The organism is bacterium (assembly GCA_022616075.1).
GTDB lineage: Bacteria > Acidobacteriota > HRBIN11 > JAKEFK01 > JAKEFK01 > JAKEFK01.
In genome coordinates, this window is the sequence record JAKEFK010000364.1 from 1 (window position 1) to 18,047 (window position 18,047).

Annotated in this window: 9 protein-coding genes; 5 read left to right on the plus strand and 4 right to left on the minus strand. The window is 48.6% G+C overall.

Translation table 11 applies throughout. The annotated features are described in order from the left end of the window. Positions 1-122: 122 nt before the first annotated feature. Positions 123-995, minus strand: a complete 873-nt coding sequence (locus L0156_27890) for an EamA family transporter (protein ID MCI0606823.1) — start codon at positions 993-995, stop codon at positions 123-125. Positions 996-1,158: 163 nt separating this feature from the next. Between L0156_27890 and L0156_27895 the strand changes: the two genes are divergently transcribed. The 4 genes from L0156_27895 (at position 1,159) to L0156_27910 (ending at position 11,373) form a co-directional block, all read left to right on the plus strand. Next, positions 1,159-2,310 (plus strand): epoxide hydrolase, encoded by a 1,152-nt coding sequence (locus L0156_27895; protein ID MCI0606824.1) that lies wholly within the window; start codon positions 1,159-1,161, stop codon positions 2,308-2,310. Further along, on the plus strand, positions 2,307-3,113 hold the full coding sequence (dapB, locus tag L0156_27900; protein ID MCI0606825.1) for a 4-hydroxy-tetrahydrodipicolinate reductase: 807 nt from the start codon (positions 2,307-2,309) through the stop codon (positions 3,111-3,113). The genes L0156_27895 and dapB overlap by 4 nt, the downstream gene beginning before the upstream one ends. An 83-nt stretch (positions 3,114-3,196) precedes the next feature. Next, positions 3,197-3,997, plus strand: coding sequence for an MBL fold metallo-hydrolase (locus L0156_27905; protein ID MCI0606826.1), 801 nt, complete (start codon positions 3,197-3,199; stop codon positions 3,995-3,997). A gap of 89 nt (positions 3,998-4,086) precedes the next feature. Beyond that, positions 4,087-11,373 (plus strand): Ig-like domain-containing protein, encoded by a 7,287-nt coding sequence (locus tag L0156_27910; GenBank protein MCI0606827.1) that lies wholly within the window; start codon positions 4,087-4,089, stop codon positions 11,371-11,373. A 601-nt stretch (positions 11,374-11,974) separates the two neighbouring features. Here the strand turns inward: L0156_27910 and L0156_27915 are convergent. Together L0156_27915 and L0156_27920 are read right to left on the minus strand one after the other, a co-directional pair. Next, entirely contained in the window at positions 11,975-13,378 is a 1,404-nt protein-coding gene (locus L0156_27915; GenBank protein MCI0606828.1) for a hypothetical protein, read from the minus strand. Positions 13,379-13,443: 65 nt separating this feature from the next. After that, positions 13,444-15,864, minus strand: coding sequence for a PQQ-binding-like beta-propeller repeat protein (locus L0156_27920; GenBank protein MCI0606829.1), 2,421 nt, complete (start codon positions 15,862-15,864; stop codon positions 13,444-13,446). Between the two features lie 196 nt (positions 15,865-16,060). Here L0156_27920 and L0156_27925 point away from each other — a divergent pair, with 196 nt between their 5' ends. Next, a complete protein-coding gene (locus L0156_27925) occupies positions 16,061-17,635 on the plus strand; it encodes an MBL fold metallo-hydrolase (protein ID MCI0606830.1) in 1,575 nt (524 codons plus the stop codon). A 23-nt stretch (positions 17,636-17,658) separates the two neighbouring features. On the opposite strand, the gene L0156_27930 is transcribed toward L0156_27925, so the two are convergent. Beyond that, positions 17,659-17,985 (minus strand): NIPSNAP family protein, encoded by a 327-nt coding sequence (locus L0156_27930; protein MCI0606831.1) that lies wholly within the window; start codon positions 17,983-17,985, stop codon positions 17,659-17,661. Between the last annotated feature and the right edge of the window lie 62 nt (positions 17,986-18,047).

The following is an 18,047-nucleotide window of genomic DNA, read 5'->3' on the forward strand; positions in this document are numbered from 1 at the left end:
GGCCGATGATTGAACGTCAGAAGGAATTCTATACCCTGCTTCATAATTTCGTTCGGTGAGAGATCGCAGGATTGTCCGACCTGTTTATGTTGGACCATGCCGGATCCGAGATTTTTTTCGTCTTAGGAGCGCCGCGGACTGTTGACAACAATCACTCCTCCGAGAGATAGAAGACCACCGAACGCTGTCGGGAATCTCGGCAGCTCATGGAAAATGATCCACTCCAGAAGCACAGCAACAACCGGAGTCATGTAAAGAAAAGAGACAGCATGGCTTGCCGGCCGGGTTGAAAGCACATAGGACCAGCAAAAGAAGCCAATCACAGTGGAAAAGATGCTTAGAAAAAGAATCGCGCCAATCGCAGCGATGCCGGCTGTTTCGGTTTTGATGACAGCGCCAGGAAAGAATGGAAACAGGAAAAGTGATCCTGCCCAAATCATATAAGAGGCCAGCTCCGCCGGTGCGTACTTTTTTAAAAGAGGTTTTTGGATTACAAAATAACCTGCATGGCACAGAGCTGCGATGACGATCAGGATGGCGCCCCGGTTAAAGGTAATGCCTCCACTCTCACCAAGCGCAATCAAAGTTGTTCCAGTTAAACTGATCGCCGTTCCGAACCAGATCCCTTTTCTTAACTGTTCTTTCAAAAAAAGGTTCGCCAGCAGAATCGTATAGATCGGTGCTGTGTTGATGATCAGGCATGCGGCACCCGCAGTAACCGATTTTTGGCCCATGCTGAGCGCGAGTTGATAGACAGATATGCCAATGAAACCGCAGAGACAAATAGACGGCAGGTCCTGCAGCCTGGGCAGAGTAGAGCGCCGAAGAACCGCGACAACGATTAGAATGACGGAACTGACCATGAAACGCAGACTCACAAGCTGTCCGGCGTCATAATCTCTGAGCGCTGCTCTGATGGCCACAAAGGCAGAGCCCCAAAACAAAACCGTTCCGGAAACCGCAAGCATCACCAAGACCCGTTTTTGAGATCCCATTTTTCTGTGGAGTTAAAGTTACGGGAGTTCGGCTGAATTAATCCAATGAAATCTTTTCATTCATCCGATGACCGCAACTTATACAGCAGGATTTTGCGGGTTGACAAGCGACAGGAAACAGGAATATTCTTACCTACAAAGTGACTTTTGCTGGTGATAACAAATGAAACCATTTAAGATTCGGATTCCAAAGGAAAAAATCACGGATTTACGAAGGCGTCTTGAGAAGATGCGTTGGCCCGATTCTATTGATGCTGATGACTGGGGAAGCGGCGTGCCCCTGAATTACCTGAAGGAACTTGTTGATTACTGGAAGGATGAATACGGCTGGTTTGCACAGCAGGAACTGCTGAATTCCTTTGCCCACTACAAGTCTGTGGTTGACGGATTCGGCATACATTTTATTCATGAGCGAAGTTCAGATCCCGATGCTTTACCTTTGCTTCTGATTCACGGATGGCCGGGATCCTTCTGGGAAATGCAGCGGATTATTCCGATGCTGACCACTCCCGATAAATATGGTGCAGATCCATCGGATGCTTTTCATGTTGTGGTTCCATCACTGCCCGGTTATGGATTTTCCGATCGCCCTGCCAAACACGGAATGAACGGACCATTCATCGCGAGTTTGTTTGAAAAGCTGATGAAACAGCTTGGCTATTCGAAGTTTGTTGCTCAAGGCGGCGATTGGGGAGCAACAGTCGCAACGTGGCTCGGGTTGCATCATCCGGCAAGCTTGACTGCGATCCATCTCAATTACATTCCCGGTTCTTACAGGCCTTACGTGGAATCAAACGACACGCTTTCGGAATCCGAGCAGGAGTTTTTAAAGCATCGTGAAGAATGGTATCAGAAGGAAGGGGGGTACGCTCATATTCAAGCCACCAAACCGCAAACGCTTGCCTATGCTTTGAATGATTCACCGGCAGGACTTGCAGCCTGGATCGTTGAAAAATTTCAAGGTTGGAGCGATTGTGACGGCAATGTCGAGAATCGATTTTCAAAGGATGAATTGTTGACCAACATCAGTATTTACTGGTTTACGGAGACGTTTCATTCTTCCGCTCGTCTCTATCAGGAAGCACTCAAAGCTCCTGTACACATGTCCAAAGGAATGAGAGTGGAAGTCCCTGGTTTTGTTGCTTGTTTTCCTAAAGAGGATCCTATGGCGCCGCGAGATTGGACCGAGCGCGGATACAATATCCAGCGCTGGACTCACTTGCCATCCGGCGGTCATTTTGCAGCATGGGAAGAACCGGAATTGCTGGCAAAAGACCTTCGGGAGTCGCTGAGATCGTTCAGGAACAAAGCATGAGCCTGACAGTTTGCGTTGGTGGTGCAACCGGATGGACCGGGCTGCCGTTATGCAAAGAGATTCTTCAAGCCCAGGACATGAATTTAGTTGGAGCGGTTTCTCGCAGTCGCGCCGATGAAAATCTTGGGAAGATTCTGGATCAGCCGAATGTGGATTTGAAGATCCAGGAATCTGTTGTTGAAGCCCTGACAACAGCGCCGGATGTTTATGTGGATTTCACCGGTGCGGAAGCTGTCAAGACCCACGTATTGGAAGCAGTTAACAAAAAAATTCATGTTGTAGTGGGAAGTTCGGGTTTGAGCGATCAGGACTACGAAGAGATTCATCAGGCAGCTCTGCAAAATCGTGTTGGAGTGATTGCTTGCGGAAACTTTGCAATTTCCGCGATTTTGCTTCAAAGATTTGCCTGCGAAGCTGCCAAATTTCTTTCGCACTGGGAAGTGATCGATTATGCGTCTGCGCTGAAACCGGATGCGCCCAGCGGTATGGCTCGACAGCTGGGTTTCCGCCTTTCTCAGATTCGAAAACCGGAGATCCCGTTTCCGATTCAGAAAACTGTAGGACTGGTGGAGAGTCGGGGCGCCACGCTAAATGAAATGCAAGTTCACTCCATCCGTTTGCCGGGTTACGTCATTGGAATGGAAGTGATCTTTGGAGAAAAGGATGAGCGGTTGAGCATCCGGTACGACGCAGGTGCAAGCGCCGCTCCCTATTTGTCCGGAATTTTGATCGCGATCCGCAACGTTTCCGGCTGCCTTGGATTGGTCCGTGGCATCGATCAGTTCCTTCCTTCCAATAAATGATCATTTCTCATCAATTCATTGAAAACAATTAATTAGACAAATGATCGGTTGAACTTTAATCTATCTCCAAATAAGGAGGGCCGATGCGAGTTCAACGCTTAGAGCCGGATGTTCACCTGGCAATTGGAGATGCCTACGATTCGAATTCTACAATCCTGGTTTCCGGGAGTGAAGCTATTTTGATTGAAGCGATGGCAAGCAAAAAGGATGCGGAAGATTTAAAGAAATATGTAGAAACAGATCTGAAAGATCGAGTGCGATATATCATTTGCACCCATTATTTCAGTGATCATCTGGCCGGGTTGAAATTCTTTCCTGAAAGTCAAATCATCACACATAAAAATTACAGGCATACGTTCGACCAGGAACGTTATCGATCGGAGGAGGAAAAATCCTTTTTTGCGGAGCCGACGATCTTAATCTCTGATGAGTTGTCGATTCGATGGGGACGGTTCCGACTGAATCTTTTTTACAATCCGGGGCATACGATGAGCACGGTCAATGTCGATATTCCTCAGGCGAATTTGATCCATGTTGGCGATACCGTCGTTGGGAACATGGTTTATATCTCCTATTCAACACCGGCGTTGTTTTTCCCGGCATTGGAGCAGATCAAAAGGCGAAACAGGAAAACTCTGATTTCGAGCCATCTTGCCGCTCGCTCCACAGATGCTGTCGATCATGCGCTGTACTACTTGCGCACGCTTCAGCGAAAAGCAAAAGAGCTCGACTATCAAGAGGAAACCTTTTCAAAACTCGAATTGCAAGAGTGTTTGCCGGAAGGTGTAAAGGGAACTCCTTTCGAAACGATTTTTCATAAACGGAACTTGAAGATCATGGCAGAACAAAGGTTTGAGGATCTTCCGGATGAAGCAATCCTTTGATGGAACATGCGAATCGCCTTTTTGATGATTTCACATGGCAATCATTTATCTGATAAAAAACAGTCATTCCTAAAATTGAGGAGAATTGTATGAACGTTTCGGTTAGAGAGAAGTTGCACTATCGCGAAGGAATGCAATCGATTGGAAATATTTCAAGTTACTGCCATAAGGAATATCTGCTGGTTTCTCTGATCGTAGTATTGTTCGTGATATTCCCTTCCAGGTACTCAGATTTGCAGACGGTCAAGCGTTCATTGGAGTTGGACGGTGCCGGCTGGGTAAAGGTGTTTGCCCCAAAGAGTTCAACTTTAGACATCACAGGTTCTGTTACGGTGGAAGCATGGATTAAGACAACGGTAAATCTTACGCGGCAGGGCATTATTGAGCGTTACGCGAGCGGCTCGACATCGGGTTCAAATGGAGGATTTGCGCTTCGGATTGTTTCTACCGGAAAGCTACGGTTCTTCATTTTCAAAAACGGCTCGAATTTCCAATTCATAGACAGCGATCAACTGGTCAGCACTGATGCCTGGCACCATGTAGCAGGGGTCTATAACGGAACTCAGTTGCGAATCTATATAGATGGAAATTTGGCAGCTGATCCTAAACCACTGAGCAATTTTTTTCCAGCCACCGGCACTTCAGATCTCTTCATTGGATCCGGAGCTGACGGAGCAGGTCTCTTCCACGGAAAGATTGATGAAGCCAGGGTAACTGCCAGCGCACTCTATACAACTCAGAGTTTCCCGCTTGCCAACACTCTAGATTCTATCGCGGGGCAAACTCGTGGTTTATGGAAATTTGATAATTCGACAGCCAACGATTCTTCGGGGAATGGCAATCATGGAGTTCTGAAAGGTTCCTGGAAATTCTCCGGAGATGTACCCGGCGGATTTACCAGTGCGTACACGGTTAATATTACCGCCCCACCTAACGGCGCAACATTCGCGGCGCCGGCCAGTATAAACATTGAAGCAAACGTGAATAATCCTGAAGGCAATATACAGAAGGTTGAGTTTTTTAGAGATGGGTTAAAGTTGGGAGAGGACATCAATCCCCCTTACAGTTTTCTATGGACAAACGTTGCAGCCGGAAACTATAACTTAACTGCCAGAGCCACGAATGACCTGCTGGGAACAGCCACCTCTCCACAAATTCTTGTTACGGTTTCTTCCACAAATCAGCCACCATCCGTAAGTATCACCTCTCCGGCAAGCGGAACAACCTTTACAGCCCCAGCCAATATTACTATTACAGCAGACGCCGCCGACAGCGATGGTTCGATCAACAAGGTAGAATTCTTCCGTGGAACCATTAAGTTGGGTGAAGACAACACAGCGCCTTACAGCTTCAGTTGGAGTAACGTTTCGGCGGGAAACTATTCATTAACTGCAAGAGCGATTGATAATTTGCAAGCGAGTGCAACGTCCAGTGCTGTGAATATTTCCGTTAGCGCCCCCAACCTGCCTCCGTCGGTCAATATTAGCTCACCTGCGAGTGGTGCAACATTTACTGCACCCGCAAATATCACGATCAGCGCGGATGCTTCTGATAGCGACGGTTCGATCACCAGGGTGGAATTCTTTCAGGGAACCGTGAAGCTCGGCGAGGATGCCGCAGGGCCATACAGCTTTCAGTGGAGCGATGTAAGTGCAGGTAATTACGCAATTACCGCCAGAGCAACGGATAACCTGGGAGCGGTTGCAACATCAGCAGTGGTTGATATCTCTGTTGCTGATTCGACTCCCCCGCCATCAGGGAACAGAACTCTTTTCGATTATGATGTGGACTCTAAAGCTGATCTCTCGGTGTGGCGTTCATCTGAAGGCTTCTGGTACATCAATCGCAGTAGTGGCGGCGGAACGACGATACAGCCATGGGGAGTGAGTGGAGACTTGATTGTTCCTGCAGATTATGATGGTGATGGCAAGACCGATTTTGCCATATGGCGTTCATCGGAAGGAAATTGGTACATTCTTCGAAGCAGCATCTCTGGTGATCAGGGGATTCAAATTCAATGGGGTTTGCCGACCGATCTGCCTGTGCCGGGTGATTATAATGGTGACGGCAATAGTGATCTTGCAGTGTGGCGTCCAACCGATGGCAAATGGTATTTCCGCTCTGTGGATTCTGCGAGTGGAACCGGAACGTTCGGTCCTCATGGTCAGCCTGGCGATGTGCTGGTGCCTGCGGATTACGACGGCGATGTCAAAACGGATCCCGCAACATGGCGTCCTTCCACTGGCGTATGGAGTATTCTCCAAAGTTCCACCGGCACTATCCGGTCGGTACAGTGGGGCAGTGGACTATCCCCATACAATGATTTGCCGGCGCCCTCTGACTATGACGGTGATGGAAAGGCTGACATAGCCATCTGGCGACCGGCTGAAAGTAATCTTACCGGCATCTGGTACATCATTGATAGCTCAACCAATGTCGCACGATCAACGATCGCACTCGGACAGCAGGGGGACATCCTGGTTCCAGCAGACTACGATGGAGACGGCCGCGCAGATCAAGCAACATGGCGTCCGTCGGATGGAATCTGGCGAATTTTCCAGAGCACAAACAATACCACGCGAACAGTTGGGTTTGGTGGCGTGAGCGGAGATGTGCCAACACCTAAGGTTCGAGCAATACCAACTCAACCGATTGCCCCAACGCCTCCAGGGAATATTCCAACTGCCCAGGTTGATCCGAACAATCGAATCGGAGGAGCAGGCGAAGACCTGTTTTCAGGCAACTACAACTGGAGGCTGCCGGTTGTCGGTCTCGCTGGTCGTGCTGGATTGGATCTGAGTCTCGCACTCACTTATAACTCGTTGGTATGGACGCGAGCTGGGAACTCAATCAAATTCAATGCCGATAACGGCTTCCCAAGCGCAGGCTTCCGACTGGGCTTCCCGGCGATTCAACAAAAGTACGTGAACTCACAAATCGGAGTGAATGCCTATCTATTGATACTCTCTTCTGGGGCTCGAGTTGAATTGCGCCAAATCGGCTCAACAAATGTTTATGACGCATTTGACTCTTCTAATATTCAAGCCAAGGAAATCAGCTCCAGCAACTTGCTTGTGCTATATCCTAACGGTACACGGATGACCTATTCGTTGATCAATTCAGAATTCCGCTGCACTCAGATTAAGGACCGTAACGGGAATTTCATAACCATTGGCCGTAACAATCTTGGGAAGATCACAACGATTACTGACACCCTCGGGCGATCCATCAACTTCATCTACGACGGAAATAACAACCTTGAGTCAATTACTCAAATTTGGGATGGGGCTACTCACATATGGGCTTCCTTTCAATATGGTCTTCAAATGATCGACACAAATTTTCCTTTCGGCGTCTCAGTGGATGGGCCTCAGGACGGCACTACGATCAAAGTGCTCACAAAAGTTACACTTGCGGACGGATCGAGTGTCGGCTTTGATTACACGTCATGGGGACAGGTCCATAGAATCACTACTTTCGCGGCAGATGGTCACGAGCTAAATCATGTTTCCTACAATCTGCCGTTGGATGGAACCGCGACTCAACAGGATTCTCCACGCTTCACAGAGAAGAAAGTTGCCGCCGAGAACTGGGTTGGAGGAGCTGAGGTAACAACGAACTATGTCTTTGGTTTTGTGAATGGGCAAGGCCAGATTGTAGCCCCCGACAACACAATATATAAGGAGATATTCGGTAGCTCTTCAAACTGGCAAAAGGGGCTCGTTGTGCGGAACGAGGTCTTGTCCCAGGGTATCGTGAAAAAGTCAACTGATTTTACCTTGACGCAGGATGATGAGACCATCACTTTCCCCAAAAACCCGCGACTGGTGGAAACCAACACTTGCGATGATGCAGGTAACTGCCGCAAAACAGCCTTCACTCCTACTTCGTTCGGGTTAGTCAGCGATATAAGAGAATATGCAACGAATGGCATCGATGTACTACGGCATACGCATACGGACTTTAACCTGGATTCGGCATATTTGAGCCGTCGAATCATCGGCTTGCCTAGCGCTGTGTTGTTACGAGATGGCAATGGAACATTGTTTGGAAAAACTACTTTCGAATACGACTTGACGAGCGAATTTCTGGCCGATACCGGAACTGTTACCCAGCACGATTCCATGAATTATGGAATCGGCCTCACTGTGGGGAGAGGCAACCTGAGCCGGACGAAAGGATGGAACGTAAATGATCCAAATAATGAGAGCGCCTCCGTCAAGACCGAGATTGGCTACAACACGACTGGCAGCGCCATTTTCCAACGCGACGCGCTTGGACATCAAAACAACACCAGTTACACGGACTCTTTCTCGGATGGTGTAAATCGCGGAACGCTTGCTTATCCGACAACGGTGACAGATGAAGATGGATTCTCGTCCACGGTCAAATATCACTACGACATCGGAGTGGTGCAGGAAACTGTCGATCCCAAAGGTGCCACGCGAACGAGTTTGTACGATAGCGCAGGAAGGCTCACTCGGATCGAAACCTCGCCAAGTGGTGGATACACTCGGTGGGAATATCCAATCGCTCAGACAACCGTAAACACATTTTCGTTGTTGGAAACCGGGTTTCCGGAATTCAAAGTCACTCAGGCTCTTGATGGACTGGGCCGTGTGCGAGGAACCATCAGTGATTTTCCCGGAAGTGTCGGTGGCTTCAGCGCGCGATTCACCGCATATGATGTTCTGGGGCGGGTCGTCCAGCAGGATACTCCATTCGAGGCAGATGCAAACTGGAATCGTGCAGGAGACGATTCAGGAAGCCCTCGATTCATCTCACAGTCATACGATTGGCAGGGACGTCCGAGAATTACCACGAATGCAGACGGCACTAGACGAAGCATTACCTACAGTGGGTGCGGTTGCGCGGGCGGCACAATCATAACGTTTGAAGATGAAGTGGGTCGACAACAAAGAATAACGCAGGATGTCTTTGGCCGAGAAGTGAAGGTGGAGGCTCTGAACTCTGATCAACAAAGGAGTGTCTATTCCACAAAGATCAACGCATACAATGTCCGGGACCAAGTTACAAACATCAGACAGTTCCAGGGCGCCAACGGCACATTCCAGGATACAACATTCACGTACGACGGGCTCGGACGTCTTCAATCTCGAAAGTGGCCTATTGAGTCAAGCCCGACCATCTACACATATAACTCAGATGGTACTCTCCAAACTGTAACTGATCCGCGAGGAGCAGTTTCCACCTACAGTTATAATGCAAGGCATCTGGTTAGCGGAATTACCTACGGCGCGACTGACCCAAACGTACCGGCGACTTCTGATGTGAGCTTCGGTTACGACTCAGCGGGCAACCGCACGTCGATGACGGACGGGAGTGGCATAACCAGCTATACGTATAATACTCTGTCTCGCATGATGTCCGAAACGAAAACATTCAATGGCCTTCCTAACCCATTCTCAATCACTTATGACTACAATCTTGCCGGTGCTGTGAAGAGCATCACGGATCCTTTCGGCGGAATTGTCACGTATTCCTATGAGCACACAGGCCGACTCCGTACTGTAACGGGGTCTGGGCTGGATAGTGTCCCTACATACATCCAACAGATTCAATACAGAGCGTGGGGAGCACCAAAGCGGGTTACATATGGGAACGCTAAAATCCTCACTGTAAGTCACAACTTCCGGCTCCAGATTTCCAACTTCAACGTACCTGACGTCATCGGGGCGAGCTTTCAGTACTACGCCGACGGCCTTGTAAGGAGTTCGGAGAGCAGCATTCAGGATGAATTTGATCGATCCTGGGTTTATGATGATGTCGGGCGGCTCAGTGGTTCCAAGAGTGGCAAGGACGCAGAACTCGGAAGCGATAAAATTGGACCGCACGTGGATACATACACGTATGATGTCTGGAATAACTTGACTTCACGGACCTCTCAGTTATGGGGGGCTCCTTTCGAAGGTTTTGATACAACCTACATAAATAATCGCGATGTCCGCTGGATATACAATGCCGCAGGACAACCAGTTCAAATGGGAACTGTTACGGCCACATATGATGCTGCTGGACGACAGAAATCGACTGATGCGTCTCAAAGGCGCATCGGTACGTTACCGCCACAACAGATTACATTGGGGAATCGCCATGATGGCGACGGTAAGCTCGTCCGGCGTACCCAGAATGGAATCGCAACTTATTTCCTTCGCTCCAGTGTGTTAGGACAGGTGATTACTGAGTTGGGCGATACAGGGGGAAAGACGCTGGGATTTGTTTATGCAAACGGTCAACTGATTGCAAAGAAAACCATCTCGAGACCCCTGCTCTGGGTCTTCCAGAGTCCCACCAACAGCAGTGAACGGGAGGTCAACGGAAACGGAGTTCTTTTCGGAGGAGCGGAGTACGACCCGTTGCACAACAGTGTGGGCCTCGAGCCTCCGCCTCATGGGCCCGAAGGTGACGGCACATCTGACGACCTGCTCTACCCCAGAAGCGGTGACCCAACCGACCTTGACAAAGGCTGCACGATCGATGGCGGCTGGGCTCCCTGTAGCGTGGCAGCAAGCTTTGCCAATAATGAAGACGCGTTCGAGCAAGACACCAACCCTGAGTACTTGGACATTTTTGATCAGATTAATGGCTTTTTCGATGCAACCAACGCGATAAAAGATAAAAGGAAGAAGGAGGAGCCGTCAAGCCCTTTCACTCCTCTTGCAGCGGACGGTTTCATTGGCGCAATGCACTTAACGCTGGTTGTAGCTGAGGACCCAGAATCCGACAAGGTCAAGCTTGATGAGGAAAAAGATACCACTCCAGGGGGATGGATACTTATCGACGGCAAACGTGTCGAAGTTCGTGACGATAACAAAAATAAGAAAACTCGATCAATACCTATCGTCATTACACCCAAGACTCATCCAATCGAAAAAGTTTACAGTAGTGAAATTGAGGCTTTGGTCAAATTAATTAGCAGATATAACCATGCAGCAGAAGAGCGAGCAAAGCATACTAGGGACACTCTGGAGAATATCTGGAACAGTTACGTATTTGAAGAAACCAAATCGATTATGTCGGGATTCAATGCTTGCCTAGGGATACAGCGCGAGAGAGTCGCTAAATTCCACAGCGATCTAAGAGGTGGAACAGAACCGTTTTCACATCAAGAATTCATGTTCGCGATGAACGAAATGTTTTTTAAGTTTAAGGTGGGTGAGGGAAAAATCCCAGTACTCACAACTCCCCTCGCAAGATCAGTTGAGGTTATTAATGGTTATACGTCTTTAGGCATCAGCGTAGACGCAGAGATAGAACGTTGCCGCCAAAATGCTGTGCAGCAGTTTGAAGCTAAGGGACTCCCAATTCCATCTAGTATCAGCAGACCCATTCCCTTTTGGGTCAACCCATTGTGATCGATTCGAAGACAAAAAAATGATCCCCTGTTACCGACGGTTCGGGTAAGTCATCGCTATTGGAGAAAACACATGCCGGATCAACTGGATTGATGGGAGAACTAACGCCCGAAAAATTCCTTCTATCGGAAGACACCAATGCAGAAGGATTACTCGTGGTGTCAGAGGTGCGGAGGCGCTCGGGCGAGAGCCTGCTCCCCGTATCCAAATCGAATTTACCTTCCAGCACTCTGCCCGCCGGCTGTTCCAGTCTTGCGTGAGCTTGTGGAATATTTCTCTACGTTTGAGGCAACTGGTTAGGGCTTGCAGTGTTTCTCGCTCTCGGTGTCAACTGGAATTTCAAAAAAGTGGAGTAAAGGATTCACCGCAGACGCGGAATTAAAGAAATCTTTTGTAATCTGCGTTGCTAATTGTTCAATCGTTGTTTTTTCAGCAAAGATTTACCTGTAATCTTGCGGTCAGTTGTTCCCGGAACAAGTGAATCTCAATACAACTGACTACTGACAACGGACAACTGACTTCAAAGATTACGGGGGAAGTGGATGATTTAAGGAATTCACTTTGGTTGCGGCCCGGCCGCAGTGAGTCTATGCGGTGAAGATTATTTTACAATCTCCCGAAGGATGGAAAGATCCATTAGCCCGTTGCAGCTATAGATGAGCGGCAGGATTTTTTCTGGGTCGAACTTACGGCGTGCCTGCGCGATTAACTCGGTGCCTGCTCGATATGCGGGCAGACACATCCGGCCGAGAAGGGGGTGCCGCCCCCAGGCGCCTGAAAGTTTGTCGGCTCGCTCTTCACTCAGCAAGAAGTCACGGCGAATCGTGTCGGCCACTTCCTTTTGCGGCAACTTCTCCTGCCATGTCAGATAGGAGGATTGATTCTTCCCGTCATCCTGCAAAGTCGACAACAACACTCCGATCTGAAGGTCCACGCTCGGAAGCTCTTCCACTTCTTTCACTCCGTAAGCAATCAAAATGGCGTTATTGGCAATCCCTTCAAACAAAGATGCAGACAGCGTATTCATCGTTTGAACCGTCGCCTCAAAACCGACCTTCCCGTGTATGTACAGATCCTGGATATACGCGTACGTCGTGACGTGCCCGGGAACCACTTCGTGGCTGACCTGATGAATGAACTCCGGAATCGAAATTTGTAAGGATGCATTCATTTCGTAAGTAGCATCGTACAGAGACCGATTGTTAGAGGTCCGCGCTCTGCCGATGTAGTTCATGGATCCTGAAAACCGGGCATTTTCAATCAGCAGAAATTCGATGTTGGATCGCGGCACAGTACGAAGTCTTGCCGGCATGTAGGGAAGCATGTTCTTGACGGTTAGCGCGTCCAGTTGGGCGATAAATGCATCGGCAATCATCTTCGCAGATCTAGAAGGCGCCAAGCGCGCTGCGCGCCATGCATCCACGGCGGTCATAAGATTTTGACTCACGTCAAAGCCGCTGCTTTTCAGCAACTCTTTGAGCCGCCTGCGCTTTTCATCGGGCTGAGAGGGTTCCGGAGAAATTCCAATCGATGCAAGAACGCATTCGGAATATGGTACCGGCGCTCCTTTGCCAAGGATCTCCTGGATCAGATTCCACATCACTTTGAGACTCAGCGAAAGACCTTCCAGATATTTCCCGCGCATGCCGCCAATGCGCGTTGCCTCGCCGGCGATCGTCTTTATCGCGCCGGGGATATCGACACTGTCAAGATATTGATGGATGGTGTCGTGATCCGGTTGTTTTGCTGATACTCCTCCCGTCTCCCGAAGTCTGGCGGCGGCGGGATGGGTGTACGCTCTCGGAAGCGGTTCATCGGAAAACCAGCAATCCGCTAAAAAGCGGCCCATTCCGGACGGGTTCATCACATCGCCTCCCCAGAGCGTGTCGATACCCAGTATGGCGTCCGCTACACACCGATCCAGTTTCGTGGAGGTAGCTTCCCTCCGTTTTGCCGTTTGGGATTTTGGCAAAGACTTCTTGCTCCGGTGGATTTTGCGTTTCATACAGCCTCCGCCTCCCCGGTGGGCTTTACGCGGAGGGAATCAAACAATGCCGCAGCTCACTTTTCTTATCTCCCGATCTCCTTTGGGAAGAGACAAGCTAGCAGCCTGTCATTTCGATTTCGCCAGCTTGTCCAGCCATTGCCTTCATGAGTTTCGCCGCCGGCGGGAAGGTAGCCTTTTTCTTTGAGATACGCGTAAAACCTGTTGTTCTCCTCGCGCAGGTCCCAGCCGTGCGATTTGGAGCGTTCATCATAGGTTCCCCAATCCACATAGATTCGCATCGGTTTTTCGTTTGGGCTCGTAATCAATTGTCGTAAAGGATCTTGCAGATTCAACATCCACATAGATTGAACTGAGATCCCACCAAAGAGATTCCAGTTCTCAAAAGCGATGAATAAAGCTTCAGCGGCCCTTTCAAAATGTCCTGCGATCGCGCGGTGTTGTCGCTTTTTCAAAGTTCGGTAATGCGAATCAACGAAAGGGACAATTTCATCTGCTAAAAATCTCGAATTTCGTTTCGCTTGTTCGAGCATTTCTTCCCGGTGCCCTCCAATCGGATCAGGTGGTTTTTCTGAAGTCATTAGTTCGGTGATAAAAACGAGAATGGGCGTTTGCAAACGTGTTCCGCCTAAATTGTCGATTGTGTGGTTGATGGCAGATTGCGTCCGCGCCCCCTCACTATCCATCACATAAAGAACCGGATAGGCGTGCGACAAATCATCATAGTCGGCGGGCAGGTAAACCTCTAGTTTCGCCTGGGAGGAAGCCGCCTTTCGGCTCTTGATTTCTTGCGATTCGAACCGTCCTCGTTTTGATTCGGGAGCTTCCTGGATGTGCGATGGTTCCAGCCATCCAGGCATGGCAAATGAAGAGAATCTTCGATCCGATGACGTTTGAGGATTGAAAGCATCCACGATATTCTCATGAAAATTACGGACAAACCGATATTGAATCCGTGCATCAGGTTCCAGTCGGGCGGTGTAAAAAAACAAATCAGTACCGGCAACTCGTTGCATAGGAATTTCATTTTCCCAGCCATCGATTTCGCTCCTGAATGCAATGTCTTCCCCGGGCCCACGATAAACGAAGATGACCTGATCCGGCCATTGCACAATGGGAAATTGTTTTTGCTCGGAAAAGAATCGATCTAGAATTGTTTTCTTCTCGGATGATTTTTCAAGTTCCTCAACCAATGCTGCAAACTTTGAACCGGGCGGTAAGGTTGATATCGGACGTTTCAAAACAGCGGTGGCTTGAGCAGTACGGTTCCAATCGAGCCGCGCAATTTCCCCATGACTTCGTGAAAAAATCGCTCCGCAACTGTAACTTGGTTCCGACCAGGAAACATCCTTAAATAGCGTTACCTGATCGAATTCTTTCCATCCTTCAGGGGTCGCAGAACCGACGTGCAGCTTTCCTGTCTTTGTTTGAATCACCAGCAGTCCGTTCACAAGAATCACAAATCCATCGCCAACGCCTCTGGATTTCCATTTCGTCTCGCCGCTTTCAGCGTTCACGCAAGAGAGGATCCTGCCGTTCAACCCATAAAGATAGCCCTTGTAGTAAACCGGAGGATCATAACTGTATTTGAAAATACTTGCGGACCAAAGCTTGTTCGCAGTGAGAGAGCCCTGGCCATTGACCGAAAACTTGATCAAATCGGTACTTTCTCTTTTATTTCTTAGAAGAAGCCTGTCCTGATCGAGTGGTAACGGGACAAGGGTTGCTGCTATGTTTTCATCCCCTCCATGTTCGTATTCAAGAAGATTGTTTCCAGTGACAGGATCAATGACGAATATTTTCTTATCGTTTGCTGCGATGATTCTTTGTTTTCCTGAAATGGACATCAACACCGGAGATTGATAATTCACCATATCATCTCCCATGGACCATTTCATTTTGCCTGTCTGAGCATCAAATCCGGTAATCGATTTTCCGTTCTCGCCTCCAATTGGCAAAACCACGACTCCATTCGAGACCAGTGGCGAGGCGCTGAATCCATAAAATGGAGAACGTCCGCCTACTTTGGTCACGTTTACAGACCACAACCTTTTGCCAGTTAACAAATCCATTGCTGTGAGGTCCCCGAAAGCACTCAGCGCAAAAACTTTTCCTTCGTGAATTGTTGGAGTCGAAATCGGACCATCATGCGAACCATCATGTCCTTTATGTGTAGAAGAAATAGGGACGCGCCATAATTCTTTTCCGGACGTGGAGTCAAACGCGATCACCACGTCGTTTTTTCCATCCGAAAATGCCGTTACTGTTTTTTCCTCTGCAATGGCGATGCCGGAGTAACCAGATCCTACCTTCGCGCGCCAGGAAACGCTCAGGCTTTGCGATGGAGAAGGGGAAGAATGAGAAACTGCTGCAGAACCGTCAAATGTTGGCCCGCGGTAACCTGGCCAATCGTCAGATCCATTTGCTTCAATTGCAGAGACAATGACTAGCAAGGTTAGGAGAGCGCGCGGTTTGCGGATGCTCATGCTGCAAGCTTAAGATCATTGGAACTAGCCGTCTAATGATTTGTTTTCAGCATTTGGATGAGAGAATCTAATTTACAAGTTTTGCGTCACGCTCATCCATCCGACTCCAGATATAAGAAATATTGATCAAATGAATTCAGAAAATTCATTTGACTCGTGCGTGTTTCTTCCCGTTAAATCTTCAAGAGGTAAAGTCGTGCGATTAAAACTTCTTTTCGCGTTCTTGATCCTTTTCACTCAGGTGCTCTTTTCAAATGAAAAGGAGGCGCCACCCGGACCGAGTTCCGCTGGTTTGCGGTCGTACATCAAGGCACGCGCCATTTTAGATCGAGGCATTCAGGCAATCGGCGGATTGGATCAGCTGCGCGGAATACGAACCGTGCACCGCAAGCTGAGCGGTGATTGGCTTAGCGTTGGACAGGGCAAAAGGCCTTTTCTTACGCCATCAACGGAAATTCCACCAGCAATCATGCGTGACAACATTACAAGCTTTTTGGATTATGCCGGAAAACGGTGGTACGAATCCGTTGAGTATTCTGATTCCTTAGGAGACTCCGCAATTCAGAGCGATGTCGTCATGGAGAATGAAGGATTTACAATGCAGAAATATTTTGAGGAAAAACCGTTGTACAGAAAATTCGCGGTGGAAGACCTCCCTTCCATGCGAACCGAAAAATTCAGACGGTTCCCCGAAGGGTCGCTTTTGATGGCCCTGGAGCGTTCTGAGACTTTAAGTTGGATCGGGTTCTCCATCGAATCGGACAGACCACAGGACGTCATCTCCTTTACTGACCCGAACGGCGCTCACGTCTTGCTCTCTTTTGATGCGAAAACGCATCTCTTAACAAAGTCGGAAACTCTGCGAGCTCATTCTGTTTACGGCGATACTTATGCCGAAGTGATTTATTCCGATTACCGTGATGTTGGAAAGCTCAAGCTTCCTTTTGGTTACGTTGATCGGCTGGCCGGTATTCCGACTGAGCGTCTGCTCGCCAGCGAAATCCAAGTGAACGGAAATTTTCCGGAGGATCACTTTCGACCGCCTGACGCCTTCGTAACCGTGCAAGAAAATCCATCCAAGCCTGCGATCGAAAAACTCGGAGAGGATTTGTTTGTGATTCGTGGATCTTACAATGTCGTTTTTGCCGTGTTTCGGGATTTTGTACTCGTCTTCGAAGCACCCGAGAGCAGTCGCTATTCGGAAGAGTGCTTGAGATTGATTCGGTCAACTGCGCCCGGAAAACCGATACGCCAAGTTATCTTAACTCATTTCCATTTCGATCATATCGCCGGCGTGAGAACATATATTGCGGAAGGAATTCCCATACTCACCACATCCCATCCAAAGAGGATCATCGAACAGGCCCTGTCCAGCCGCCACACAATGCGTCCCGACAAACTTTCTCAAAATCCTAAGTCTCCGGTTATCGAAACTTTTTCCGGAGAGAAAATCTTTGATGATGGACAACATCGCGTGGAAATCTATGATATCGGACCAACCGTTCACGCCGACCAGATTCTGGTTGCCTATTTTCCGAAAGAGAGACTTTTATTTCAGGCGGATCTTCTGGATATCTCCTCACCTGATCTGGTCCTTGCTTACAGCGCTACTAAAATTCTTGCGACTAAGATTCAAGAGCTCGGATTGTCCGTGCAACGGATCATTCCGGCGCATGGCATCCCCGGTACAATCGATAGCTTGAATCAGGCGCTGGCGGTCCGGGAAAAGTATATCCATTCAAGAGCGAAGAACACCGGTAACAAATGGTAAGAGCGCAGACTGCTTGGTGAGATCTATAGTTCTGTTTTTAGATCGGTTCCCAGCAATGGCCGAAGGAACGTGCGATCGTAACTAAAGAAGCACCGGGTTTGATCATAGTAAGCCAAAGCAGCCCGGCATTCCGGATCTTTTGCTGATCTTATTCGATATTCTTCATAGGCAGCTAAACTTGGAAAACTAAACAGCGCATAAGCGACATTGTTAGCCCCTTCATGCGGGAGGAAGTATCCATGATGCTTGCCGCCCATCTTCTCAACCAGCTTGATCCACATCCCTGCATAAGTTTCAAACTCTTTTATCTTATCGGGATCGATGATGTATTTTAAGAAACAAGTAATCATAGTAGCTCTTGTTTGTATTTCACGAAACAGCATCTGTCCAATGGAAGTTTTTCATAGTGATC